Origin of the sequence: Citrobacter sp. T1.2D-1 (assembly GCF_950098555.1) — a bacterium.
Taxonomy (GTDB): domain Bacteria; phylum Pseudomonadota; class Gammaproteobacteria; order Enterobacterales; family Enterobacteriaceae; genus Citrobacter_A; species Citrobacter_A telavivensis.
The window spans coordinates 200023-222897 of the sequence record NZ_CATNHH010000002.1; the positions used below are offsets into that span (position 1 = coordinate 200023).

The 22875-nt window shown below is 52.9% G+C and carries 20 protein-coding genes and 1 other annotated feature; of the genes, 13 read left to right on the forward strand and 7 right to left on the reverse strand.

Annotated elements, in window-relative coordinates; genetic code table 11:
- Positions 1-34: 34 nt before the first annotated feature.
- Entirely contained in the window at positions 35-1384 is a 1350-nt protein-coding gene (locus QQZ17_RS04500) for a retropepsin-like aspartic protease (RefSeq protein WP_187696622.1), read from the forward strand.
- A 131-nt stretch (positions 1385-1515) separates the two neighbouring features.
- Here QQZ17_RS04500 and trpA read toward each other — a convergent pair whose 3' ends face one another.
- From trpA to QQZ17_RS04515, 3 genes are all read right to left on the reverse strand, one after another.
- Positions 1516-2325 carry a tryptophan synthase subunit alpha gene (trpA, locus tag QQZ17_RS04505; protein WP_152405177.1) on the reverse strand — a complete coding sequence of 270 codons (810 nt, stop codon included), beginning with the start codon at positions 2323-2325 and terminating at the stop codon, positions 1516-1518.
- Positions 2325-3518, reverse strand: a complete 1194-nt coding sequence (trpB, locus tag QQZ17_RS04510; protein WP_152405178.1) for a tryptophan synthase subunit beta — start codon at positions 3516-3518, stop codon at positions 2325-2327. Before trpB ends, trpA begins: the two co-directional genes overlap by 1 nt.
- A 147-nt stretch (positions 3519-3665) precedes the next feature.
- Positions 3666-3759, reverse strand: a sequence feature (Trp leader region).
- 137 nt (positions 3760-3896) lie between these two features.
- Positions 3897-4289, reverse strand: coding sequence for a VOC family protein (locus QQZ17_RS04515; protein ID WP_152405179.1), 393 nt, complete (start codon positions 4287-4289; stop codon positions 3897-3899).
- Between the two features lie 287 nt (positions 4290-4576).
- Between QQZ17_RS04515 and QQZ17_RS04520 the strand changes: the two genes are divergently transcribed.
- On the forward strand, positions 4577-5113 hold the full coding sequence (locus tag QQZ17_RS04520; protein WP_152405180.1) for a YbaK/EbsC family protein: 537 nt from the start codon (positions 4577-4579) through the stop codon (positions 5111-5113).
- Between the two features lie 166 nt (positions 5114-5279).
- On the opposite strand, the gene QQZ17_RS04525 is transcribed toward QQZ17_RS04520, so the two are convergent.
- Entirely contained in the window at positions 5280-6305 is a 1026-nt protein-coding gene (locus QQZ17_RS04525) for an alpha/beta hydrolase (protein WP_235922388.1), read from the reverse strand.
- A gap of 274 nt (positions 6306-6579) precedes the next feature.
- Between QQZ17_RS04525 and QQZ17_RS04530 the strand changes: the two genes are divergently transcribed.
- The 7 genes from QQZ17_RS04530 (at position 6580) to QQZ17_RS04560 (ending at position 12669) form a co-directional block, all read left to right on the forward strand.
- Positions 6580-7746 (forward strand): aldo/keto reductase, encoded by a 1167-nt coding sequence (locus QQZ17_RS04530; RefSeq protein WP_187696621.1) that lies wholly within the window; start codon positions 6580-6582, stop codon positions 7744-7746.
- A 14-nt stretch (positions 7747-7760) separates the two neighbouring features.
- Positions 7761-8441, forward strand: coding sequence for a heavy metal response regulator transcription factor (locus QQZ17_RS04535; RefSeq protein ID WP_039188359.1), 681 nt, complete (start codon positions 7761-7763; stop codon positions 8439-8441).
- A gap of 15 nt (positions 8442-8456) precedes the next feature.
- Positions 8457-9926 (forward strand): heavy metal sensor histidine kinase, encoded by a 1470-nt coding sequence (locus QQZ17_RS04540; protein WP_152405182.1) that lies wholly within the window; start codon positions 8457-8459, stop codon positions 9924-9926.
- A 100-nt stretch (positions 9927-10026) separates the two neighbouring features.
- Positions 10027-10647 carry a flavodoxin gene (locus tag QQZ17_RS04545; protein ID WP_152754401.1) on the forward strand — a complete coding sequence of 207 codons (621 nt, stop codon included), beginning with the start codon at positions 10027-10029 and terminating at the stop codon, positions 10645-10647.
- Between the two features lie 51 nt (positions 10648-10698).
- A complete protein-coding gene (locus QQZ17_RS04550; protein ID WP_152405184.1) occupies positions 10699-11349 on the forward strand; it encodes a DUF4405 domain-containing protein in 651 nt (216 codons plus the stop codon).
- Between the two features lie 101 nt (positions 11350-11450).
- Positions 11451-11930 carry a (R)-mandelonitrile lyase gene (locus tag QQZ17_RS04555; protein ID WP_152405185.1) on the forward strand — a complete coding sequence of 160 codons (480 nt, stop codon included), beginning with the start codon at positions 11451-11453 and terminating at the stop codon, positions 11928-11930.
- Positions 11908-12669, forward strand: coding sequence for a carboxymuconolactone decarboxylase family protein (locus tag QQZ17_RS04560; protein WP_152405186.1), 762 nt, complete (start codon positions 11908-11910; stop codon positions 12667-12669). The genes QQZ17_RS04555 and QQZ17_RS04560 overlap by 23 nt, the downstream gene beginning before the upstream one ends.
- Positions 12670-12797: 128 nt before the next feature.
- Here the strand turns inward: QQZ17_RS04560 and QQZ17_RS04565 are convergent, their stop codons facing one another.
- Positions 12798-13589: a PhzF family phenazine biosynthesis protein gene (locus QQZ17_RS04565; protein WP_152405187.1), complete on the reverse strand. Its 792-nt coding sequence runs from the start codon at positions 13587-13589 to the stop codon at positions 12798-12800.
- A gap of 238 nt (positions 13590-13827) precedes the next feature.
- Between QQZ17_RS04565 and QQZ17_RS04570 the strand changes: the two genes are divergently transcribed.
- The 4 genes from QQZ17_RS04570 (at position 13828) to QQZ17_RS04585 (ending at position 18960) form a co-directional block, all read left to right on the forward strand.
- The gene (locus tag QQZ17_RS04570) at positions 13828-14616 is read left to right on the forward strand and encodes an IclR family transcriptional regulator (protein ID WP_046478802.1); all 789 of its coding nucleotides are present in this window, start codon (positions 13828-13830) and stop codon (positions 14614-14616) included.
- Between the two features lie 4 nt (positions 14617-14620).
- Positions 14621-15526 carry a dihydrodipicolinate synthase family protein gene (locus QQZ17_RS04575; RefSeq protein WP_072146797.1) on the forward strand — a complete coding sequence of 302 codons (906 nt, stop codon included), beginning with the start codon at positions 14621-14623 and terminating at the stop codon, positions 15524-15526.
- Positions 15527-15536: 10 nt separating this feature from the next.
- On the forward strand, positions 15537-17504 hold the full coding sequence (yjhG, locus tag QQZ17_RS04580; protein WP_057078681.1) for a xylonate dehydratase YjhG: 1968 nt from the start codon (positions 15537-15539) through the stop codon (positions 17502-17504).
- Positions 17505-17610: 106 nt separating this feature from the next.
- On the forward strand, positions 17611-18960 hold the full coding sequence (locus QQZ17_RS04585) for a GntP family permease (RefSeq protein ID WP_057078678.1): 1350 nt from the start codon (positions 17611-17613) through the stop codon (positions 18958-18960).
- A 58-nt stretch (positions 18961-19018) separates the two neighbouring features.
- Here the strand turns inward: QQZ17_RS04585 and fos are convergent, their stop codons facing one another.
- Both fos and QQZ17_RS04595 read right to left on the reverse strand, forming a co-directional pair.
- The gene (fos, locus tag QQZ17_RS04590) at positions 19019-19426 is read right to left on the reverse strand and encodes a fosfomycin resistance glutathione transferase (RefSeq protein ID WP_152405188.1); all 408 of its coding nucleotides are present in this window, start codon (positions 19424-19426) and stop codon (positions 19019-19021) included.
- Positions 19427-19635: 209 nt separating this feature from the next.
- Complete coding sequence (locus tag QQZ17_RS04595) at positions 19636-22656, reverse strand: autotransporter outer membrane beta-barrel domain-containing protein (RefSeq protein ID WP_199800594.1); 3021 nt, start codon at positions 22654-22656, stop codon at positions 19636-19638.
- Positions 22657-22875: the final 219 nt, after the last annotated feature.

Here is a 22875-nt window from a genome sequence, read left to right on the forward strand (position 1 = left end):
TTTCATCCCCTTTGCTATGGGGGAAAGCGATAATATGTCTCAGGCCACGAGTACGCCGGGGAATATTGCTGAAGAGCGACTGAATCGCGGGGATTATCGGGATCTTATCGTTTACAGGACCGGTCGTCTTGCCGAGCAACCCGCGAACAATGCCTTGCGCTGGGATATTGCGCAGGATGAATTGATAACAGGAAACCTCGATAAAGCAGAAGAATATCTGAAACCTTTATTCGATGATCCACTATACATGGATGAGGCGACCTATACGCAGGGGCTGATTCGTTATTTGCAGGGTGATTATGTACAAGCGGAAACACTTTTGCGGAAAGTATCCAGGGATCTGAGAAGTCAAATTCGACTGCTTTACGTTTATTATCAGACGGGCCAATATACGAAAGCGAAAACATTGTTCGACAATGCGCAACTGAATTCCCTCAGTCAGCATGACAGCGCCCTTCTGAGTTTAATGAACGCATTTGGCACAGACCAACCCTACAAACCCGAGTGGAAAGCTGACCAGGCCCTGTTGCCGTTTATCTCCATGAATCATCTACCGGTGGTCTCCGTCAGGGTGAACGGAGAACCGGTTAATGTTTTTATCGATACCGGCGCTGATTTATTTGTGCTTAATACGGCAATGGCGAAGAAACTGAATCTCAAATCGCAGGGCAGTTTCACAGGGACCTATGCCGGAGGAAAGACCGCGGAAACCCATTATTCCCGGCTGCAAACATTGGGTCTGGGAGAGGTGACATTGCATGACGTCCCTGTTGATGTTGCAGAGTTTCCGGACTCATGGGTTTTTACGGATGAGACCACGGGTGAAAAAATTGATGTCGACGGTATTTTATCCACCGGCGTGTTTCACCAGTTCCTCACCACGCTGGACTATCCGCAGCGACGACTGGTGCTGATGCCCAGAAATAAAGAGAGTCAACGCAAAGTCGCCGAAGGCGGTGGCACAAACATTCCCTTTATCCTCGAGGGGACGCATTTCATGATAGTCAAAGGCGCGGTGAACGGTAAGGAGGACATGACCTTTTTCCTCGATTCAGGTCTTGACGATCCAGAGGCCGCAATTTTGTTGCAGAAAGAAGCACTAAATTACATCGGGATGAAATTGCAGGACGGGGAGCACATGATGCCGGATGGCGGCAAAGGAGGACTTGGCGGTGGCGGTTTTGCAATAACCCGCCTGCCCGTCGACAGTATCTCGATCGGCAGGTTAAATCAGAACAATTCGACAGGGCTTTACGGTGTGTTACCGGCAGAACTCTATTTCACTGAATCCGGCATGATTCTGGACGGCTTTATCAGTCATCAGTTTTTAAAACACTATAAATGGACCATCGATTTTGACTCAATGGTGATGACATTCCAGTAACGAAATAGCGTTAAAGCCTGTGATATCACGGCAAGGGGAATCGGTCTGGAAGTATCACTATCACCCTATAGTCAATATCGTCGCTCGCATAACACGCGGCCTACCGATACAGGCAGGCCGCGTAAACGGTCTTACCGCTGACGCGTTGCCGCTTTCATGCTCATCACAAATGCCCCCAGCTCAGCCAGCATCGCCCCCTCGTTATCGACATACTTCTCGATGATTTTGACGATGGCAGAGCCTGAAATGGCCCCGGTCGCACCGGCTTTAATCGCGTCCGTCACCTGATCGGGCGTGGAAATGCCAAACCCCAGGAGGGTTGGCGGGGCCTGATACTTATCCAGCGTTGCAACCAGATGTTGCAGCGGCTTTGCCGCCTGCCGTTCGGTACCCGTAACCCCTGCCCGGGAAAGCAGGTAGGTATAGCCCCTTCCATGGAGGGCAATCTCCTGGAGAAGTTTATCGTCGGCGTTCGGGGGACAGATAAAAATGGGTGCCACGTTATGACGCATCGCGGCCTGACGGAACGGCTCTGATTCTTCGAACGGCACATCCGCCACCAGCACCGAATCAACCCCAATACGTGCACATTCAGCATAAAACGTGTCGATACCCCGGTTGAAGACCAGATTGGCATACACCAACAGCCCCATCGGAATGGTCGGGTGCCGCTGGCGAACAGTGGCCAACATCTCAAAACACAGGGTCGGTGTGACGTCTGCTGCAAAGGCCCGCAACGCGGCATTCTGAATCGTCGGACCATCGGCCAACGGATCCGAAAATGGGATCCCCAACTCCAGCGCGTCTGCCCCTGCCGCAATCAGGGCATCGATAATTCGTAGCGACTGCTTCGGGCCCGGATCGCCGATCATCACGAAGGGAACAAAAGCACCTTCTCCACGGGCGTTTAGCTCAGTAAAAAGCGTGTTATAGCGTTCCATCAAATTTCTCCTCGTGCGTGCAGAATATCGTGTACGGTAAAAATATCCTTGTCTCCCCGACCTGAGAGGTTAACCACCAGCAGTTGCTCTTTGTCAGGATTTTCGCGCATCATTCTCAGGGCGTGAGCCAGCGCGTGAGAGGATTCAAGGGCCGGAATAATGCCCTCTTCCCGACTCAGGATCTTAAAGGCCTCCAGCGCTTCATCATCGGTAACGGAGACATAGTCCGCACGCCCAATGCTGTTCAGGTACGCATGTTGTGGTCCGACGGAGGGGAAATCCAGCCCCGCAGAAATGGAACAGGACTCAATGATTTGCCCCTCATCGGTCTGCATCATTGGCGATTTCATGCCGAAATAGATGCCCACGCGACCGTGCTTTAACGGTGCCCCATGCTCACCCGTTTCAATGCCATGACCAGCCGGTTCCACACCGACCAGTCCGACGCGAGCTTCATCAATAAAGTCAGCAAACATACCGATTGCATTCGAACCGCCACCCACACAAGCGATCACCGCATCCGGCAGACGACCTTCTTTTTCCAGAATCTGTACCCGGGTTTCTTCCCCTATCATGCGCTGGAACTCACGAACGATGGTTGGGAATGGGTGGGGCCCCGCCGCTGTGCCCAACATGAAATGCGCTGTTTCATAGCTACCGGACCAGTCGCGGAGCGCCTCGTTAGATGCATCTTTCAGGGTTGCAGAACCGCTGTGCACGGGGATCACCTCCGCCCCCATCAGGCGCATACGAAAGACGTTCGGCGACTGGCGCGCTATATCCTTCGCCCCCATATAAATGCGACATTTCAGGCCTAGCAGCGCGCTGGCGAGGGCGGACGCTACGCCGTGCTGCCCGGCCCCGGTTTCAGCAATGATCTCGGTTTTCCCCATGCGCTTTGCCAACAACGCCTGCCCCAACACCTGGTTGGTTTTGTGCGCCCCGCCGTGGAGCAGATCTTCCCGTTTGAGATACAACGTCGTGCGGGTTCCTCTGGTGAGATTGCGGCACCGGGTCAGCGCGGTGGGACGTCCTGCATAGTTTTTCAACAGATCGGTAAACTCGGCCTGAAAGGCCGGATCGTTCTGCGCGTTAACAAAGGCTTCTTCAAGCTGAAGCAGGGCGGGCATGAGGATTTGTGGGACATACATACCGCCGAATTCGCCGAAGCGGGGGTTGAGTATTGTGCTCATTATGGCTCCTTAATGTCTGCGCATTGCCTGAAAAACCGGGCCTTTTCCCTGGTCTGGACTCTGCACGTAAAGTGAATTCAGTAACTGCGCAGCATCTGCTGGCTTCGTTCATGCGGCGAGACTTTCCGCGTGTGACAAAATTTGGGCAAAAAAAAGCCCGCTCATGGCGGGCCGGGTATCGGTGTGCAGACTGCAGACGTGACGATACTGCCCGTTAACGGGAAGTGCGCCACCAGTTGTGCTGAGTCATCATTGAGAATGCCATTACCTGATACCTGTATAATTATTCATTTTGTACTAGTTAACTAGTTCAAGAGTGTAAAGTCAACACTTCCCGTGAATAAAATGTGTTCACCCCGGAATCGCCCCCGCTGTCGTTCAAAACGCGTTAGCGTAATAGACAAACGCCAGCTTATTGCCGTCAGGGTCTCTGACATAGGCGCTATGAAAACCTTGTCCATAATGCGGTCTGTGGCCCGGCGCGCCTTCATCCGTTCCCCCCAGGCTGAGAGCAAGCGCGTGAAGCTGCTGAATATGTTCAAACGAGCGGGCATTCAGCGCGACCATCGTACCATTACCGACGCTGGCAACGTGACCATCAAAGGGTTTACCTACGCACAGTCCGGTGGTGCAGTTTTCACTGAACGTTCCCCATGATGCGCCCTCTTCACCCCGACCTGCCTTCGGGTGTCCAAGCAATTCCATTAATGGATCATAGAAAGCGATCGCGCGTGGCAGATCGTTAGTGCCCAGCATGACGTATGAAAACATACTCCCTCCTCATTGTGATGCCACGGGGATTATCCGTTTTATGTCCCCAGGCAAGTATCGCCGTCAGGTAGCAGCAGTCTACTTAACATACAGAACGATGGCGCAGCGTTAAGCGTGTCAGATCAATAGAACAGGTCAATACCACTGTGAAGATTGATTGAACTCATATACCCGACGATCGCCGTTTTGCTAGTCTCAGCGTATCTCTTTGCGAGTCAACAGGATGATGACACAGGAATTTTCTTCCATTACTGCGCATCCATACGCCATGTAGTACGGCGCTGACTTTGGTTGGATTAAATAAGATGGATGAAAATGCGGTTCTGACATTGCTCAACGAGCTGGGTATACCTTATCAGTATGTCTCACACCCGGAGGTGAAAACGGTTGCCGATCACAGGCGTTTCACAGCGACGTTTCCGGCCCAGTTGCTCAAAAACCTGTTACTGAAAAATAGCTCGGGTAAGCATTTCTACCTGTACATTCTTGATGGTAATCACAAGGCAGATCTTCGCGGATTAGCGTTGCAGCTTGAAGAATCTCGTCTGTCTTTCGCGTCGCCAGCCGAGTTGATGGAAACGTTAGGCGTTGAACCTGGCTGCGTGACGCCTTTTGCTGTCGCGCATAGCGGCAAAAGAGATATTCAAATAATCATCGACTCATCCGTCTCTGCCAGGCAGTCACTGGGATTTCATCCTCTGGTCAACACCGCGTCAGTCTGTATTTCCCGGTCGGATTTACTACGGCTGCTGGCATCTTACGGTTATTTTCCGGCAGAAATTCAATCTGATAGCCTACTCCGGTTACTGGCTCACCCGCTTTAGCTCCGGCATCGTTTGGTTTATGAATTTCATTCATAGCCGCTATTTGTTGAGCGTAATTATCTTTCATCCTGACTTCGTTAGTCTTGAGTTTCGATGTAAATAAACGCGGATGACAGTATGAACCGACCAGCCTGCCAGGCCGATCGGAGAGGCCATGAGGTACGAATTAAATCGTCTTATCGAAGAAGACGTCTAACTTTTGCATCGCCTGGTCAACGTATTTAGGCACCCAATACGTCTCAATGTGGGTAGCACCATCGATCAGGAAGAGTTCTTTGTCCTTCGTACCGGTCGCTTTCGCGAACGCATCTTCCGTCATATAGCGCGTATCCGCTTTTGTACCGGCAATCATCAGCAGTGGTTTATTGATGAGATTGATATGGTCCGTTACGTCAAAGCTCATCAAATCCAGAAGACTGCTGGTGGTGTATTTAAACGTGGAGTTCGGGTGGGCGTGGGTTTTCCAGTAGTACTCGTAGCCCTGGCGATACAAGGCAAAAGGTAACTTAGCAATCTGTTCATCCGTCAGGTTGGCATCGCCGGAGTAAAGCACTTCGCCTCCGGCGGCTTCCTGAGCACGAGCGTCAGAAGCCTGCTGAAGACGCTGCTGGATACTATCCAGTTGTGAATTCTGAAAACCGTTACGGCGCACAAGACCTGAATTAAACATGCTGATGGTGGCAATCGATTTGAACCGTTTGTCCGTTTCGGCCGCAACGAGTGAATACCCGCCACCGCCGCAAATACCCAGCAGACCGAGGCGGGCGGTATCGACACCAGGATACTGGCTGATGTAGTCAGCCATGCCGTGGATATCTTCGATGCGATTAGCGGGTTTATCCACGCTGCGTGGCATTCCGCCGCTGGCACCCTGATAAGCCGCATCGGCGGTGATAGTGATGTAGCCCTGTTCGGCGAGACGCTGGGCATACAACCCGGCGACCTGTTCTTTTACACCGCCATTAGGATGCGCAACCACCACCGCAGGGTATTTTTTGGCGGGATCGTAGTCGGCTGGCGTATAGACATTCGCAGCAATCTGGATGCCATGCAGAGAGTACTTCACCGGATGAATATTGACCTTACCTTTGACGTTCTCAGTGATGGCACCGTCATAGGCCAGTGTGAAAGGGTTTTGTTTGTAATCAGCCGCATTAACTGAGGTCACCCCGGCCATTGCCGTGAGTAGCATTGCACTAATAAGCGTGAATTTCATGGTCTCTCCCGATGAGTGTCGGCCTGATTATTCAGGCTCGCGGAATCAAATTTGCAGGCTCAGATTAGGCGGAGAGGGCTGTCAGCATCGTGACAGGAAAATAACATTTTTGTCAGGAAACAGACTGGGATGGGAAAGCATTTCTGACAACGCTGTCAGGTAACCGTCAGCTTTATGTTGGCAATCAGGAGGCAGAATGGTCTCGCTTAAATGCGATTCATGTTCAATTTTCGGAGAAAAGGAGCGATCAATGAAAAGCCAGAATGACCCAACAATGCCAGCGCGACGCAAGCTATTAGTCGCCGGGGCGAGTATTGCCGCCGCCTCGCTGATTTCCCACGTATCGGCAGCGAGCCAATCCTCTCAGGTCGGTTCATCCAGACAAACCAGCCACCGCCCTGCTGCTCCGGGCAAACGTCAACTCGGAACGCTGGAAGTCTCAGCCATCGGTCTGGGCGTGCAGAACATGAGTCGAAAATGCGATACGTCCGTTCCCTGGCGTCCCGAGATGATGAATGTTATCCGCCGGGCATTTGATGAAGGGGTGACATTTTTCGACGCGGCTGAAGCCTACGGCCCCTTTGAAGTCGAAAAAATTCTCGGCGAAGGCGTCGCCCCGTTCAGGGACAAAATCGTTATCGCCACCAAATTTGGCTGGAACATTGACCAACAGACGGGTAAGCGCCTGCCGGGCCTTAACAGCAGACCGGAGCACATCAGGCAGGTCGTCGAAAACATGCTTAAACGCCTGCGTACCGATCGTATCGACTTACTGTATCAGCACCGGGTTGATCCGCAGATCCCGATCGAAGATGTCGCCGGTGTGGTGAAAGATTTAATGGATCAAGGGAAAGTTCTGCACTGGGGTCTGTCTGAAATGGGCATCAACACGTTGAAGCGCGCCCACGCGGCATTACCCGTTACCGCCGTACAAAGTGAATACTCCATGCTCTGGCGCGGCCCTGAAAAGCAGGTACTCCCGGTGTGTGAAGCGCTGGGTATTGGGTTCGTGCCATGGAGTCCACTCGGCGTGCAGTTTTTAACGGGCTGGATTGATGAGAATACCCGGTTCGCTGCCGGTGATTTCCGCGCGACAGAAACGCGCTTCTCGCCTGACAATCTGCCACACAACTTACAGCTGGTTGAACTACTGAAATCCTGGGCAATACGAAAAAATGCCGCACCGGGACAGATTGCGCTGGCATGGCTGCTGGCGCGTAAACCCTGGATTGTTCCCATCCCCGGCACCACCAATAAAGACCATATGCTGCAAAACACAGCGGCTACCGGCGTGTTGCTGACTCTCGCCGAGATGACCGAGCTCACCCGCTCACTGGACGCCATCACTATCCAGGGGCAACGTCTGCCGGATGCCGTGCAGGTTTATTCCGATGTTGAAGCACCGATGAAAAGTTAAGAGGAAATCCCGTTATGCGCCTGTTGTTAGTCGAAGATGAAGAAAAAACGTCAACCTACCTCAACCGTGCGTTGAGCGAGTCCGGATTTACGGTAGATGTCTCTGCAGACGGCGCTGAAGGTCTTCATTACGCGCTGGAGTTCGACTACGACGCGATAATACTGGATGTGATGTTGCCGGGGATGGATGGCTACCGGGTACTTGAGGGTGTGCGAGCAGCCAAACAGACGCCGGTACTGATGCTTTCAGCACGGGGATCGGTCGACGAGCGCGTCAAAGGGCTGCGCCTTGGCGCGGATGATTATCTCCCCAAGCCCTTCTCGCTGATTGAGCTGGTGGCGCGTATTCAGGCACTGGTACGTCGCCGCGCTACGGATGGCGCAGACATCACCCAACTGCAAATTCACGATCTGCATCTCGACCTGCTGGCTCGCCGCGTATTTCGTGGTGGAACACGGCTGGAACTGACCGCGAAAGAGTTTTCCCTGCTGAGCCTTTTGGCCCGGCATCAGGGGGAGATTCTGTCAAAGATGATGATAGCTGAGCAGATATGGGACATGAACTTTGATAGCGATGCCAACGTGGTTGAAGTGGCCATTAAACGACTTCGGGCCAAAGTGGATGCGCCGTTCGACGTCAAACTGCTGCATACCGTTCGTGGCATGGGGTATGTCCTCGAAGTTCGGTCCGAATAAATGAAGGGGATAAGCATGCCAAAGCGTTCCATCTCCGTTCACCTGGCGCTGATGTTCGCCTTATCCGCGCTGCTGATTGTGTCCGTTATCGGCATCCTGCTCAGAAGCTCCTTGCATGACTCTTTGCAAAAGCAGATGCACAACGAGCTGTTATTTCGGGAATCATTAATGAGTCCATGGATCACCGCACGAACCTCGGCTGACGACTGGTCGACGCTGGCCAATAAATTCACCGTGTTAACCAATTCTGAAGGTGAGCGCGTTCGCTACTGGATAGTGAGCGATAACCCACGCTTTAGCATGGGGGGAACGCCGCCGGTGGGTGTTCAGTGGTCTTCTTTACAGGAAGGCTTTAATAAAGTGCCCGGCGCATCGGACGGCGCATGCTCACTGTTTCTGTTAGTGAAAACTATCCCTGCCAACGGTGAAAGGCCCGAGCTGCGCTATATTGTTGCCATCGACTCCACGCCGTACATGGGCACACTGAATGCCTTTACCCGGACGCTACTAGTCATAGCCGCACTGGGCGTCGTGATTGTCGCTTTGCTGGGATATATCGTATCAAGGATCGGTCTTCGTCCCGTTGGAGCACTCAGTAAAGAGGCCCAGCATCTCGCACCAGGAGACCATGGACAGCGTCTGAATACCCGCGCGTTGCCCGAAGAACTACAGCAGCTAGCCTCATCTTTCAACGGTGTGTTAGCGCGTCAGGAAATCGCCTGGCGACAGCTCGAAAGCTTTAACGCCGATGTTGCGCATGAGCTTCGTACACCGCTGACCAACCTGATAGGCCAGACGCAACTGGGCCTCTCGCGCCGACGCTCGCAGGATGAACTGGAAGAGCTACTGGGTTCTAATCTGGAAGAGCTTGAACGCATGACGTCGATCGTTAACGACATGCTGTTTTTGTCCCATGCCCACGCGGGCGAACATGCGTCCCAGTTGACAAAGGTATCCCTGCGGGAAGAAACCCTGAAAACGGCGGAGTATGTTGAACCTTCTTTTGCTGAAAAACAGCTCTCTCTGGATGTGGAGGGCGACGTCATCGCGCGCATCGACCGACGACTGTTCCACCGCTCACTGGCTAATTTACTGGAAAACAGCGCAAGACATTCGCCGTCTAATAGCACGGTTACGGTGCGCTTAAGCGAAAAAGGTCATCAGGCCTGTGTTGAAGTTTCAAACCCGGGCAATCCAATAGCACCAGAGCACCTACACCGGCTTTTCGAGCGGTTCTATCGCGTTGATACCTCCCGGGCCAGGAGTGATACCCATCATGGGCTGGGCCTGTCGATCGTACGCGCCGTCGCCATTATGCACCGGGGAGATGTCTTTGCCCGTAGCGAGAACGGTATCAATACCTTTGGACTGACGTTTGCTAAGCAACCTGATGCTATCCGTCCAGAAAGCCTAATTTCAGAGACAAAATCGGGACGCCAACGCGCTAAGCCTGCTGACAAAATTGTCAGGGAGCCGTCAGTCTGATGTCAGGCTACCTGCGCCAAAATCATTGTTAAGACTCACCACGGCTGATTGAAGGAAGGAAACAGTGAGAATAAAAAAGGTGTTTAGCGGGTTTCTGGCGATGATGGTCATGGGGCTTCTGGGACAGCCCGCGTTTGCCGCAGAGAATTCATCCACACCGTCCCGCACGCTGATTATCTGGTTTTCCCAGCCCGAGGAAATGAAGCCCGATGCCGTGGACGGTTTTTCCGGGGCCAGCGTATTACAAAAAAATACGCCGGAGACCGGCAGTACGCAGTTTGTTGCACAGCTGATTCAGAAGCAGACCCACGGCGACCTGTTTCGCATTGAAACCGCCACCCCCTACCCTCGCCAGCATGATGCACTGTTACGCGTTGCCGAAAAGGAGCAGCAAACTAACGCCAGGCCATCACTCAAAACGCCGTTGCCCGATCTTAGCGATTACGACACCATTTACGTTGGCTATCCCATCTGGTGGTATACCATGCCAATGGTGATATATAGCCTCTTTGAGCAAAATGACTTTGGCGGTAAAACGGTCATTCCCTTCACCACCCATGGCGGCAGCCGGTTAGCCGATTCCCTGCGACAAATAGCCCGCATACAGCCGCAGGCCAGATTAATCACTCGTGCGCTCTCGATCTCGCGCAACGATATTTCAGGTCCGGACGTACCCGCGCAGGTTGAGCAATGGGTAAAACAAGTCCAGCCACCGCGTTAACCCATCGACATGAAGAATATTTATATTTTCCAGGTCATGCAGGATGCGCTGATGACGTTACTTCTGCTGGTACTGATGGGGTTTCACCTTTACGGTGAAATCGTGCATGAATGGGCGGGTATTATTTTTACGCTGCTCATCATGTTGCATTTATACCTTAACCGGCATCGACTATGGTCGCTGTCGCCGAATATTCCGTCAGCGATGCAGGTAGTTAACAGGGTCATTAATGCAGTGACGTTCGTTGTCATCCTGACCGCTATTGTCTCTGGCATGATGCTGTCCCGACATATTTTTCTGGACCTGCCGCTCCACAACCCGGCGAACGGGGTCAGAAAAGTACACATGACGTCGGTCCACTGGGGAATGCTCATTCTGGCGCTGCATATCGGGTTGCACTGGAAAATGCTGGCAACGTTTTTCTGCCGAGTCCTGAACATCTCCGGCAACTCACACGTTGCAAATGTCATTATGCCGGGCGTTTTTTCGCTCATCGCATTGCTGGGATTGTACTGTTTACTGAACCAGGACTATCTCGATTATTTGCTGATGAAGGTCGATTTCTCCTTTTTCGATTACGATGAATCTGCCCTTCTTTTTTATCTCCGCTACCTGACCATTATTGTTTTATTTGCATTAATGACACGCTTTTCGCTTTGGTATCTTATTTTTAGAAAATGCAAAGCGGTGTCTTCACAGTAGGGTTACCTGACAGAATTGTCAGGATGGCGTCAGCCTTATGACATGTCACCCTGATTAGAATCATTGCAGACCCTCACCATCATCGTAGATAAGGACTTTGCATGATCAGACAGTTACGTTACCTCGGGCTGTTACTGCCACTCTTCACATTTTCATCCGGGGCTGCGGAGCAAAATCCCGCTGTCCATATCGCCCCCGCCGGAAGTCAGGACGCGGTGTACGGGCCCGCCGAGAACTTTACCGGCCGCGTCCGGGTTGATCCTCTCTTCAAACCGGATAACGACATCCCTGTTTCCGGGGCTTATGTCACCTTTGAACCTGGTGCCCGTTCCGCCTGGCATACGCATCCGGCAGGCCAGAGGCTGATTGTGACCTCGGGTGTTGGACTCACTCAGCAGGAAGGCCAGCCGGTGCAGGTCATCCGCGCGGGCGACGTTGTCTCTTGTCCGGCGGGCGTCAAACACTGGCACGGCGCGGCCCCTGGCAGCGCGATGACGCACCTGGCGATAACCGGGATTGTGGATGGTAAAAGCGTTAACTGGATGGAGAAAGTGACAGATGAACAATACCACGCCCATTAAGGCATTAACGGCAGCGGTACTGCTGACCTTTGGTTTTGGTCTGGCGGCACATGCTGCGCCCGTCAATAAAGGATCCTCAGAAATGAACCACGAACAAACGATTTCAGATATGCTGTCAGCCCGCCAACAGGCCATCCCGTTGATTGCCGCATCGATGGCCAGCAGCCAGATGGATAAGCTGAATGCGGCTCTTAATCAGGGGCTTGATGCCGGGCTCACGATAAACGAAACCAAAGAGATTCTCGTCCAGCTTTATGCCTACACGGGCTTCCCCCGTAGTCTGAATGCACTTAGCGAACTGATGAAGGTCGTCGAAGCACGTAAACAACGTGGCATTGAAGATATCGAAGGTAAAGAACCGGTTGCCACTATTCCTGTCGGGGATGAGCTTCGCCGTGTCGGTACCGCAAACCAGACGAGAATCTCAGGCGCTCCCGTCCAGGGCCCGCTGTTTGATTTTACCCCGGTCATTAACCAGTTCCTGCAAACGCATCTGTTCGGCGATATTTTCGCCCGCGATAATCTCGACTGGCAAAGCCGCGAGCTGGCAACGGTTGGCGCATTAGCCGCCACGCCGGGCGTTGAATCTCAACTGCTATCGCATACCCGCGCCAGCATGTGGGTCGGTCTGACGGCAGCGCAACTGCGCCAGTTGGCACAGGTTCTGCGTGAACATGGCGAAAACGATGCGGCTACGCGAGCTGAAAAGGCGCTGCAACAGGTGCTGGCGAGCCAGTAGCGGTCAGGATGAGCCCGCCCACAGATAGTGATGACCGCGTTTGCCGGGCTCACGTTGGCAAACCTCTCCCTGCCATCTGCGGTGACCGAAACCGCAGTTGGCAGGCAACCGCCGCATCCTGGATGAGCTTAGCGTAGCAGCACTTTACCCAGCAGATACGTTGTTGCCTGTCCGCCGATATAAACACGCTCTCCCACGCTCTGGCAGAGTAAATCCCCGCCGCGTTCAGCGCCCTGATGCGCCAGCATCTCTGCTTTATTTAGTCTTTCGGCCCAGTAAGGAATGAGCATACTGTGTGCTGAACCAGTGACGGGGTCTTCCGCTACGGCTTCTCCTGGGCAGAAGAAACGGCTGACAAAATCGTATTTCCCTTCCCCTGGCGCGGTGACGCAAACCATTTTTCCCAGGGGAAGCATGGCATTGATGTCCGGACGTAGCGCATTGATCTGCTGTGGAGTATCCAGGACAACCATGTAGTCGCGCGCCACGCGCACTTCTTTATATTCCGTGATACCCAACGCATCCAGCAGTAAGGACGGCGGCGTGACGGGCTGGGTTTCCCAGGCAGGGAAATCCAGCGTCAACCATTCACCGCTGCGCTCAACGGTTAACGGCCCCACAAACCGGGTATCAAAATGGAGAATCTCACCCGGATAATCCAGATGTTCAAAGATGACGTGAGCTGCCGCAAGTGTGGCATGTCCACACAGATTTATTTCTCCCTGAGTGGTAAACCAGCGCAGCATAAAGCCGTTTTCATTGGGGACAAAATAAGCCGTCTCTGACTGGTTATGCTGTTTAGCCATTTTCAATAATGTTTCATCAGGCAACCATTCGGCTAGCGGACATACTGCTGCGGCATTGCCCCCAAAAGTCTCCGTACTAAAGGCATCAATCATGTAAAAATCAATTTGTTGCATCGTGCGAACCTCGAATCGTTCTTTGAGCACCTCACACTCTACCATACCACGACGGTATGGCGTCTTATCATTTCCAATGCATTCACATTTGACCGAATGTCAGCACGAGAATTCTGCTATTCAAACTGAGTACAAGATCACATTTAATCACCCCATTACGGTTCAGCATGTTGAACAAGGTATATTTTCATTTCAGCAATGCCGATACTATTTATTCTACCAGCAAGAGGGTTCCATGATGGTTCGCAAAGGGTGTAATTCATTAGTTCGTGCCGAAAAAATATTAACCCACATCGCATGGGTAGGCGTGGCGAGTTATATGGAATTATTAAAAGAATTTCAGTATCCCAAAAGCAGCCTGCTTAATTTATTGAATGTGATGGTGGAGTGCGGCTTCTTAATTAAAAACAAAAATGGCCATTATTCGCTGGGAATAAAAAACTACGAACTGGGTTGCCAGGCGCTGCACCGCCAAAATATCTTTGAGGTGACAAAGCGGCCAATGCAGGAGCTGTCGCTGAAAAGCGGCCTGGTCTGCCATCTGGGGGCAATGGAGAGCTATTCAGCTCTCTATCTCGACAAGGTTGAGAGCCCGAACTCGGTGCCAACAAGCAAAAGCTGGATTGGTAAAAAACTTGAATTGCATATCACTGCGCTGGGTAAGGCGTTATTAGCCTGGAAAACGCGGGAAGAGCTGGATTATTTTTTAGATGCGCTCACGTTGACGCCACACACGCGCAATACGTTTACCGATAAAAAGTTATTTCTGGAAGAGTTGCAAAAAACGCGGCTTCGGGGATGGGCCATAGACAATGAAGAATCAACCTATGGTGCGGTATGTTTAAGTATGCCGGTATTCAATATGTATAACCGGGTTAACTATGCGATCTCGCTTTCGGGCGATCCGGTGGTTTATTCAGGAAATAAGATCGACGGTTATCTGGAGCTGCTGCGCAAATGCGCCGGGCAAATATCATATGGGCTGGGATACAGAAACGAAAATGAATATTTACGAAAAGGAAACTGAGGTAATGACAAAATTCAGCGGTATTATTCCACCGGTATCCAGCACGTTTCATCGTGACGGAACCATTGATAAAACGGCAATGCGTCAGGTTGCTGACTTCCTGATTAATAAGGGTGTCGACGGGCTGTTTTACCTTGGTACGGGTGGGGAATTTAGCCAGATGAATACCGCCCAGCGAATGGCGTTCACCGAAGAAGCCGTCGCCGTTGTCGGCGGACGGGTCCCGGTATTGATTGGCGTCGGTTCGCCTTCCACTGACGAAGCGGTCAAACTGGCGCGACATGCACAAGCCTGCGGCGCTGACGGCGTCGTCGCTATCAACCCCTACTACTGGAAAGTTGCGGCACGGAATCTTGACGACTACTACCAGCAGATCGCCCGCAGCGTCACACTGCCGGTGATCCTGTACAACTTTCCGGATCTAACCGGTCAGGACTTAACCCCGGAGACCGTGAAACGTCTGGCACTGCAAAATGAGAATATCGTCGGCATCAAAGACACCATCGACAGCGTCGGCCATCTGCGCACGATGATCAACACCGTTAAGTCTGTACGTCCGTCATTTTCGGTATTCTGCGGCTTCGACGACCATTTACTGAATACCCTGCTGCTGGGCGGCGATGGCGCGATATCCGCCAGCGCTAATTTTGCTCCGGAACTCTCTGTCGGTATCTATCGCGCCTGGCGCGAGGGCGATCTGGCAACTGCCGCCACCCTGAATAAAAAGCTCCTGCAACTGCCCGCGATTTACGGCCTTGAAACGCCGTTTGTCTCACTGATCAAATACAGCATGCAGTGCGTGGGGTTGCCGGTGGAGACATATTGCCTGCCGCCGATCCTTGACGTCTCAGAAGAAGCCAAAGAAAAAGTCCACGCACTGCTGGCCGCGCAGGGCATTTTATCGGACTGAGGAGAAGATCATGTCTGTTCGCCATATTTTTGCTGACGAAAGTCGCGATATCTACACCGTCAGAACCCACGCCGATGGCCCTGACGGAGAACTGCCGCTTACGGCGGAAATGCTCATCAACCGCCCGAGCGGGGATCTGTTCGGGATGACCATGAATGCCGGAATGGGCTGGTCCCCAGACGAACTGGATCGGGACGGCATTCTACTGCTCAGCACGCTGGGAGGGTTACGCGGGGCAGACGGTAAGCCCATCGCGCTGGCGCTGCACCAGGGTCACTACGAGCTGGATATCCAGATGAAAGCGGCCGCGGAGGTCATCAAAGCGAACCGTGCCCTGCCCTATGCCGTGTATGTTTCCGATCCGTGCGACGGACGTACTCAGGGTACGACGGGTATGTTTGACTCGCTACCGTACCGTAATGACGCCGCCATGGTGATGCGTCGTCTTATCCGCTCTCTGCCCGATGCAAAAGCCGTCATTGGCGTGGCGAGCTGCGACAAGGGACTTCCGGCCACCATGATGGCGCTTGCCGCGCAGCATGACAAAGCGACGGTGCTGGTGCCCGGTGGCGCAACGCTACCCGCAAGGGATGGGGAGGATAACGGCAAGGTGCAGACCATCGGCGCCCGCTTCGCCAATGGCGAGTTATCGCTACAGGATGCCCGCCGTGCGGGTTGTAAAGCCTGCGCCTCCTCCGGCGGCGGCTGTCAATTTCTGGGCACCGCCGGGACATCGCAGGTCGTAGCCGAAGGATTAGGACTGGCCATCCCTCACTCAGCACTGGCCCCTTCCGGCGAACCGGTGTGGCAGGAGATAGCCAGAGCCTCCGCGAAGGCGGCGTTGAACTTATGTAAACAAGGCATCACCACCCGGGAAATACTCACCGATAAAGCGATTGAGAATGCGATGACGGTCCATGCGGCGTTCGGTGGTTCAACAAACCTGTTGCTGCATATTCCGGCGATTGCCCATCAGGCCGGCTGCCATATTCCAACCGTTGACGACTGGATCCGCATCAACAAGCGGGTGCCCCGACTGGTGAGCGTACTCCCCAATGGTCCGGTTTATCACCCGACGGTGAATGCCTTCATGGCGGGAGGTGTGCCGGAAGTGATGCTGCATCTTCGCAGTCTGGGATTGCTGCATGAAGACGTGATGACCGTCACCGGCAGCACGCTGAAAGAGAACCTGGACTGGTGGGAACACTCCGAACGGCGGCAACGGTTCAAACAGCTTCTGCGCGAACAGGAGCAGATCGACGCCGACGAGGTGATCATGTCGCCACAGCGGGCACGGGAGCGCGGCCTGACCTCAACGATCACTTTCCCGGTGGGCAATATTGCCCCGGAAGGGTCGGTTATCAAATCCACCGCCATCGACCCCTCGGTGATTGACGATCGGGGCATCTATTACCATAAAGGCGTGGCGAAGGTTTATCTGTCCGAGAAAAGCGCGATTTACGATATCAAGCACGACAAGATTAAAGCGGGCGATATTCTGGTCATCATCGGCGTTGGCCCTTCCGGCACCGGGATGGAGGAAACCTACCAGGTCACCAGCGCCCTGAAACATCTGTCCTACGGCAAGCATGTTTCACTGATCACCGATGCGCGTTTCTCGGGCGTTTCCACGGGGGCGTGCATCGGCCACGCAGGGCCAGAAGCACTGGCCGGGGGGCCAATCGGTAAATTACGCACCGGGGATATTATTGAAATTAAAATTGATTGTCGCGAGCTTCAGGGCGAAGTCAATTTCCTCGGAACCCGTAACGATGAAACATTACCCTCACGGGAGGAGGCCACCGCAATATTAAACGCCCGACCCAGTCATCAGGATTTACTTCCTGATCCTGAACTGCCCGATGACACCCGACTCTGGGCGATGCTCCAGGCGGTAAGCGGCGGGACATGGACGGGTTGTATTTATGATGTAAATAAAATCGGCGCGGCCTTGCGCGATTATATGAATAAGAACTGAAAGCAAAAATAAAAACATCCAGACACCTGAATTATCCGGTTACGCATTATTCATCCTGTGCGCAGCCGGATAATGACGGGTCGTTACCCTATGATGAGAGGACGTTATGCCACTAATTATCGTTGTGGCAGGGATTGCTTTACTCCTGCTTTTAACCATAAAAATTAAGCTCAATACGTTTGTTTCACTAATTATTGTCTCGATTGCTGTCGCCATCGCCAGTGGTATGGATTTGAATAAAGTTGTCACCTCGGTCGAATCCGGACTTGGCGGCACGCTGGGCCATATCGGTTTAATATTTGGCTTCGGCGTCATGCTGGGTCGTTTGCTGGCCGACGCGGGGGGGGCGCAGCGAATAGCGCTGACCATGCTGAATTATTTCGGCAAAAATAAACTTGACTGGGCGGTAGTTTGCTCAGCCTTTATTGTCGGCATTGCACTTTTTTTCGAAGTCGGCTTAATTCTTCTGGTCCCTATTTTATTCGCTATTGCCCGTGAAGCGAAAATATCGCCGATGTTTATGTGCGTGCCCATGCTTTCCGGTTTACTGGTTGCACACGGTTTTTTACCGCCGCACCCCGGCCCGACCGTTATCGCCCGTGAATATGGCGCCGATGTAGGGCTGGTTCTGATATACGGTATCATTGTCGGCATCCCGACCTTTATTCTTTGCGGTCCGGTATTGAATAAATTCTGTCAGCGCATTATTCCGGACGCATTTAAAAAAGAGGGCAATATTGCCTCCCTTGGCGCGACCCGTCGGTTCAGCGAAAGCGAAATGCCTGGCTTTGGGATCAGTTTTCTCACCGCGATGCTGCCGGTTATCCTGATGGCGGTCGTCACCATCATCCAGATGACCCATGCCAAAAGCGCCGCGGATTCAGGCTTGTTCTACAACATACTGCTGTTCCTGGGTAACTCGACGATTGCGATGCTGATTTCACTGCTGTTCGCGATTTATACCATGGGTCTGGGCCGCGGAAAGACGATCCCTGAACTGATGGATTCCTGCGGGAAAGCCATTGCGGGTATTGCCGGACTGCTGCTGATTATCGGCGGTGGCGGCGCATTCAAGCAGGTGCTCATCGATTCTGGCGTGGGTCAGTACATTTCCACCCTGGTCTCAGGCATGGATATTAATCCCATCCTGATGGCCTGGGGCGTTGCCGCGTTCCTGCGTATTTGTCTGGGTTCCGCCACCGTGGCGGCGATCTCTACCGCCGGTCTGGTCATCCCACTGCTGGCAGTACATCCTAATACTAACCTGGCATTGATTACGCTGGCGACCGGGGCAGGATCCTGTATCTGCTCCCACGTTAACGACGCCAGTTTCTGGATGATTAAAGACTTCTTCGGCCTGACCACCAAAGAGACACTGTTGTCCTGGACGCTGATGTCGACGCTGTTATCCATCTGTGGGCTGATATTTATTCTGCTCGCCAGCATGATTATATAATTGTGCCTTCGCCAGTGGATCGCGTTGTCGGTTCACTGGCTCCTCTTTTTCACTCATTTTACGGGGATGAGAAAAACACCATTCCTTCATAAGGATGTTGCATACACGCGTTAAGGCGGCTGGTTAAATCGCCGTCATGGATTTCCAGCTTGTGCCCATCGGGATCCAAAAAGTAGAAAGACCGCCCTTCACTCTTATTGATTTTCCATTCGGTGACGCCCAACGCTCTGAGATTATCCACAAACACATCGAAATCGTCGTCTTGAATACTGAATGCGTAGTGGGTGTAATCATCCTTACTGGCAACGGTATCCGCCGAAAGACACAGCCACAAATTGCCCAGACTCAGGTAAGCGCCGTGGGCCCATTTGGCCTTAGGCGTAAACCCAAGTGTGTTGACATAAAAAGCAAAACTTCTTGAAACATCACTGACGGCGAGGGTGATGTGGTTCAGCCCATTCAGCATGCTTGAGTCTCTTCAACAGGATGCAGGATTATCAAAACTACCATAGGCGTACCGAATCGCGCAGCGTGAGTGACCTGAAAGCATGAAAAATCATTGGGATATATCTGCACCAGAATCCGTCTGGTTTGAAGGGCGAAATGAGGGGCCGTGTTAAATGCGCGTTTTCCTCCTCCCTCGAAAGGGGGGAGGAAATAACGTCACAGAAACCGTTAAAATTGCCAGGAAAGGTTGGCATTAACGCGGTGATCCTGATGATTATCAGAAAGCAGACCACCATAACTCAACGCCAGCGTTGCCTGTTTGCCAAGACTGACCTCTGCACCGGCTTTTACAATCGCGCCGTCGCGCGATACCGGAACACTGTTAACCACAAATGCGGCATTATGGTCACTAAACATCAGTCCGGCATCGCGATTACGTTCGCCATACTGATGCTGCCAGCCCAGTTCTCCCTGTAACTTAACTGCGTCAATTTGTACATCTGTACGCAACCCTAACGTTGAAATGGTGGCATTCGTGCTTTGTTTTTCACCCTGAAGCGCGGCTGCGCCCCCTTTCTCACGAAGGCTGTCGCGCTGAAAATGGGTATACGCCAGATTCGCAAAGGGCTCGAGGTTCACGACTTCCGTCCTGATACGGTATCCCGTCTCGGCAAACAGCTGTGCGGTACGGGCATGATACCCGGCACGCAGGTAATCCGACTGCGCGCCATAACTGACACCACGCTCTGTGTCGATACTGTGCCACGTGTAGCCACCGCCGAGTCGCAAGGACAGATCGCCTTCCTGTTTGCTCGCATAAATTCCCAGGTGCGTGTTATCGCTCGTCCCGCTGGCATGATCCCCGCCATCAACCGTAGTACGGGTATAACCGACTACGCCGCCAAGCTGAATATCATTCACCAGAGCAGAATCGACGCCCAGTAACACGCCCCGGGTCGAGGATTGCCAGCCCGTTGCGTTGTCGTCACCGGAAGCGCGTCCCCATCCGCCCAACAGCTGTACCCACGCCCCGCCCTCGTTCGCCTGGATATCCGTTGAGCGACTGATGCCCTCACGCTGACGTAAACGTTCGTTCATTGACTCGCGGAGATAGCGGCTGTCATTAAGCAGTGCGGACGCCACATCCGCATGGATTTGCCCCGCCAGTTGACGATAAGCCTGTCTGGCTTCGTCTTTAGACGTACTAAGCAAAATACTTTCATACACCGGATTGCCAGCAGACAGTCTGTCCGCCGCCGTCGCGACAGCTCGCTGATTGTCCGTCAGGGCAATATCGGCGAATGCCGTACCGTTGCGCCCCACATTCAGAAGTACCCGGTCAGGTTGATAATTGAGCGTGGTGCCAAGGAATAACCATCCAGGCTGTACGCGGTTAAATTGCCCATGGACGCCTTGTTCAGCCGTCAGAATGGTGAACTGTTTTCCCTGGAGACTATGCACTTCGCGCTGGGTGAGCAGGTTTCCTCGCCCTTCCGGTGAAACCGTGACGTCACCGCCATCAAGGGTGGCGATGCCTGCGCTTTGTATCAGGTCACTGCGCCCGTCCGCGGCAATTTCCACTGCATACTGTGCATCACGCTGGAAGTTCAAATCGCCCGCAACGTCTAATGTTCCGACAGAATTGCCAGGCGCAATGGCGCCACCGGATTTCACAGTGAGAGCCCCGGTTTTACCAGAACCGCTCAGTAAGGCGCCCGTTTCTACCGTCACCGATGAATGACGATGATCGCCATTTACGATCAGTTGTCCTCCGGCAACCGTTGTGGTGCCGGAGAAACTGTTGTTTCCCGTCAACTCGAGGGTGCCGGTTCCCTTCTTCACGAATGTCCCCTGGCCACTGATATCATTACCCCAGGAATCGTAGGCGCTTACGCCCCCCTGCGCGGCATCCATTGTCACGGAAACATCCCCGTTAAACGCACCATAACCATCCGCAGCGGCAAAGAGGTTGAGACGCGCCCAGCCGGAGCCATTATCCAGCGCATGTCCCGACTCAATCTCCGTTGTGGCGAGGACATCTCTGCGCTGCTCAGCGCTCAGATAAGGGAAGCGGGAGGCAATCAGGACCTCGGCCCCTTCAGGCACAACGGGAGCGAGATCTGTCGCCCCCGTCGGTGTCAAACCATAGGTCATGCGAAACAGATAGTCGGCTTTATTCTGCCTTTTTTCCTGTAACTGAGACGCTCTCTCTGCGGCAACACATTCTGCAATGCTGTTGCCACATCCCTGTTCCAGCAGATTGCGTAAATCCGTGCTGGCGCGTTGCATCAGAGACTGAAAATCGCCGGAGGTCGTCACTGGCGCGCCCAGCATAGACTGAATGCTCTGCTGCAGATAATCAGGATTATTGTTGAGGATTTGCGCAACTGCATAAGTGGTCATAATACGAGCGCCAATCACGTCCAGCGCATAGTGCGCGCCAAGGATAATACGACTGTTACCGTACTCAGACCCGCGCAGGATAAACTCCTGAAACCGTTCTGGCACCATCTCAGCCATCAACAAGGTGCTGGCAAAACCGAACGCAGAATGACCGCTGGGAAATGCCGCATTGCCTTTCAGCGTCGGAATTATCGCCACGGCGGTATCCGTATCAACGCCAAAGTAATCGGGTGCGCTGAAGGTTTCGATTCGGTCAAGCGCAACCTGCACGGGGCGGGAATTACCGACCGTATTACGGTCCTCTTCCGACGGTTGATAGGCCAGGTCATAAACGTTATAGACACCGCCATCAGGCAACTGAATTCCCGTCGCCGGCATCAACGGATTGCCGTTTGCGCTGCCGTTGGCATAAAAGTTTTTGGCAAAGCTGGAATCCGCCTGAATCAACGCGTTAACCTGCGACAGCAATTCGCCAAAATGCTCAGAGAAAACCGTGGCACTGTACGTTTGTGCATTCAGACTGTTATGCGCATTGAAAATAGCGCTCATTCTTGTGCCCAACGCATCGGCAATCAACATGCCGTTTGTCATGGAACCGACCAGTGCGGCAATGGTGTTATCCGATACCGCTCGGGCACGTTCAGCGTCGGTAGCGCGATTATTAATGGCTATTGATGTCTCGAGGTTTTCTCGAAGAACCGTTTGACCAGCGGGAGTATTATTCAGTTGACTAAAACCCGTGAGCAATTCTGTGGCTTCAGTGATTCTGTTTTCTGTTGCATGTGCGCTTCCCAGAGATAACGCAATCGCAACCGAGAGTGCGGTGATCCTTGTTGTCATAAGCATTAACGAATTATCCTTAATAACCATGTTAATTAGAAGGTTATTAAGTAACAACGCGGTATGACATATTTATTAATCCGTCTTGCGTAAAATCTTAAAGTGAAATTTAGCGTGAATTTTTATAAACAAGATACGGCTCGCAGGTCACAAAACCATCATCTTTCGGCCATTCTTTTGCAGTAATCCCCTTTCACACTGTCTGGCTTCAGAAACATTTCGACG

Bases quoted from the DNA above. Each gene is read 5' to 3' on its own strand.
- QQZ17_RS04540 (WP_152405182.1), top strand. From the start codon at position 8,457: ATGCCAAAGCGTTCCATCTCCGTTCACCTGGCGCTGATGTTCGCCTTA.
- QQZ17_RS04535 (WP_039188359.1), top strand. From the start codon at position 7,761: ATGCGCCTGTTGTTAGTCGAAGATGAAGAAAAAACGTCAACCTACCTC.
- QQZ17_RS04595 (WP_199800594.1), bottom strand. From the start codon at position 22,656: ATGCTTATGACAACAAGGATCACCGCACTCTCGGTTGCGATTGCGTTA.
- fos (WP_152405188.1), bottom strand. From the start codon at position 19,426: ATGCTGAATGGGCTGAACCACATCACCCTCGCCGTCAGTGATGTTTCA.
- QQZ17_RS04545 (WP_152754401.1), top strand. From the start codon at position 10,027: ATGATGGTCATGGGGCTTCTGGGACAGCCCGCGTTTGCCGCAGAGAAT.
- QQZ17_RS04555 (WP_152405185.1), top strand. From the start codon at position 11,451: ATGATCAGACAGTTACGTTACCTCGGGCTGTTACTGCCACTCTTCACA.
- QQZ17_RS04565 (WP_152405187.1), bottom strand. From the start codon at position 13,589: ATGCAACAAATTGATTTTTACATGATTGATGCCTTTAGTACGGAGACT.
- QQZ17_RS04570 (WP_046478802.1), top strand. From the start codon at position 13,828: ATGGTTCGCAAAGGGTGTAATTCATTAGTTCGTGCCGAAAAAATATTA.
- QQZ17_RS04560 (WP_152405186.1), top strand. From the start codon at position 11,908: ATGAACAATACCACGCCCATTAAGGCATTAACGGCAGCGGTACTGCTG.
- QQZ17_RS04515 (WP_152405179.1), bottom strand. From the start codon at position 4,289: ATGTTTTCATACGTCATGCTGGGCACTAACGATCTGCCACGCGCGATC.
- QQZ17_RS04550 (WP_152405184.1), top strand. From the start codon at position 10,699: ATGACGTTACTTCTGCTGGTACTGATGGGGTTTCACCTTTACGGTGAA.
- trpB (WP_152405178.1), bottom strand. From the start codon at position 3,518: ATGAGCACAATACTCAACCCCCGCTTCGGCGAATTCGGCGGTATGTAT.
- QQZ17_RS04575 (WP_072146797.1), top strand. From the start codon at position 14,621: ATGACAAAATTCAGCGGTATTATTCCACCGGTATCCAGCACGTTTCAT.
- trpA (WP_152405177.1), bottom strand. From the start codon at position 2,325: ATGGAACGCTATAACACGCTTTTTACTGAGCTAAACGCCCGTGGAGAA.
- QQZ17_RS04525 (WP_235922388.1), bottom strand. From the start codon at position 6,305: ATGCTACTCACGGCAATGGCCGGGGTGACCTCAGTTAATGCGGCTGAT.
- QQZ17_RS04585 (WP_057078678.1), top strand. From the start codon at position 17,611: ATGCCACTAATTATCGTTGTGGCAGGGATTGCTTTACTCCTGCTTTTA.
- yjhG (WP_057078681.1), top strand. From the start codon at position 15,537: ATGTCTGTTCGCCATATTTTTGCTGACGAAAGTCGCGATATCTACACC.
- QQZ17_RS04500 (WP_187696622.1), top strand. From the start codon at position 35: ATGTCTCAGGCCACGAGTACGCCGGGGAATATTGCTGAAGAGCGACTG.
- QQZ17_RS04530 (WP_187696621.1), top strand. From the start codon at position 6,580: ATGAAAAGCCAGAATGACCCAACAATGCCAGCGCGACGCAAGCTATTA.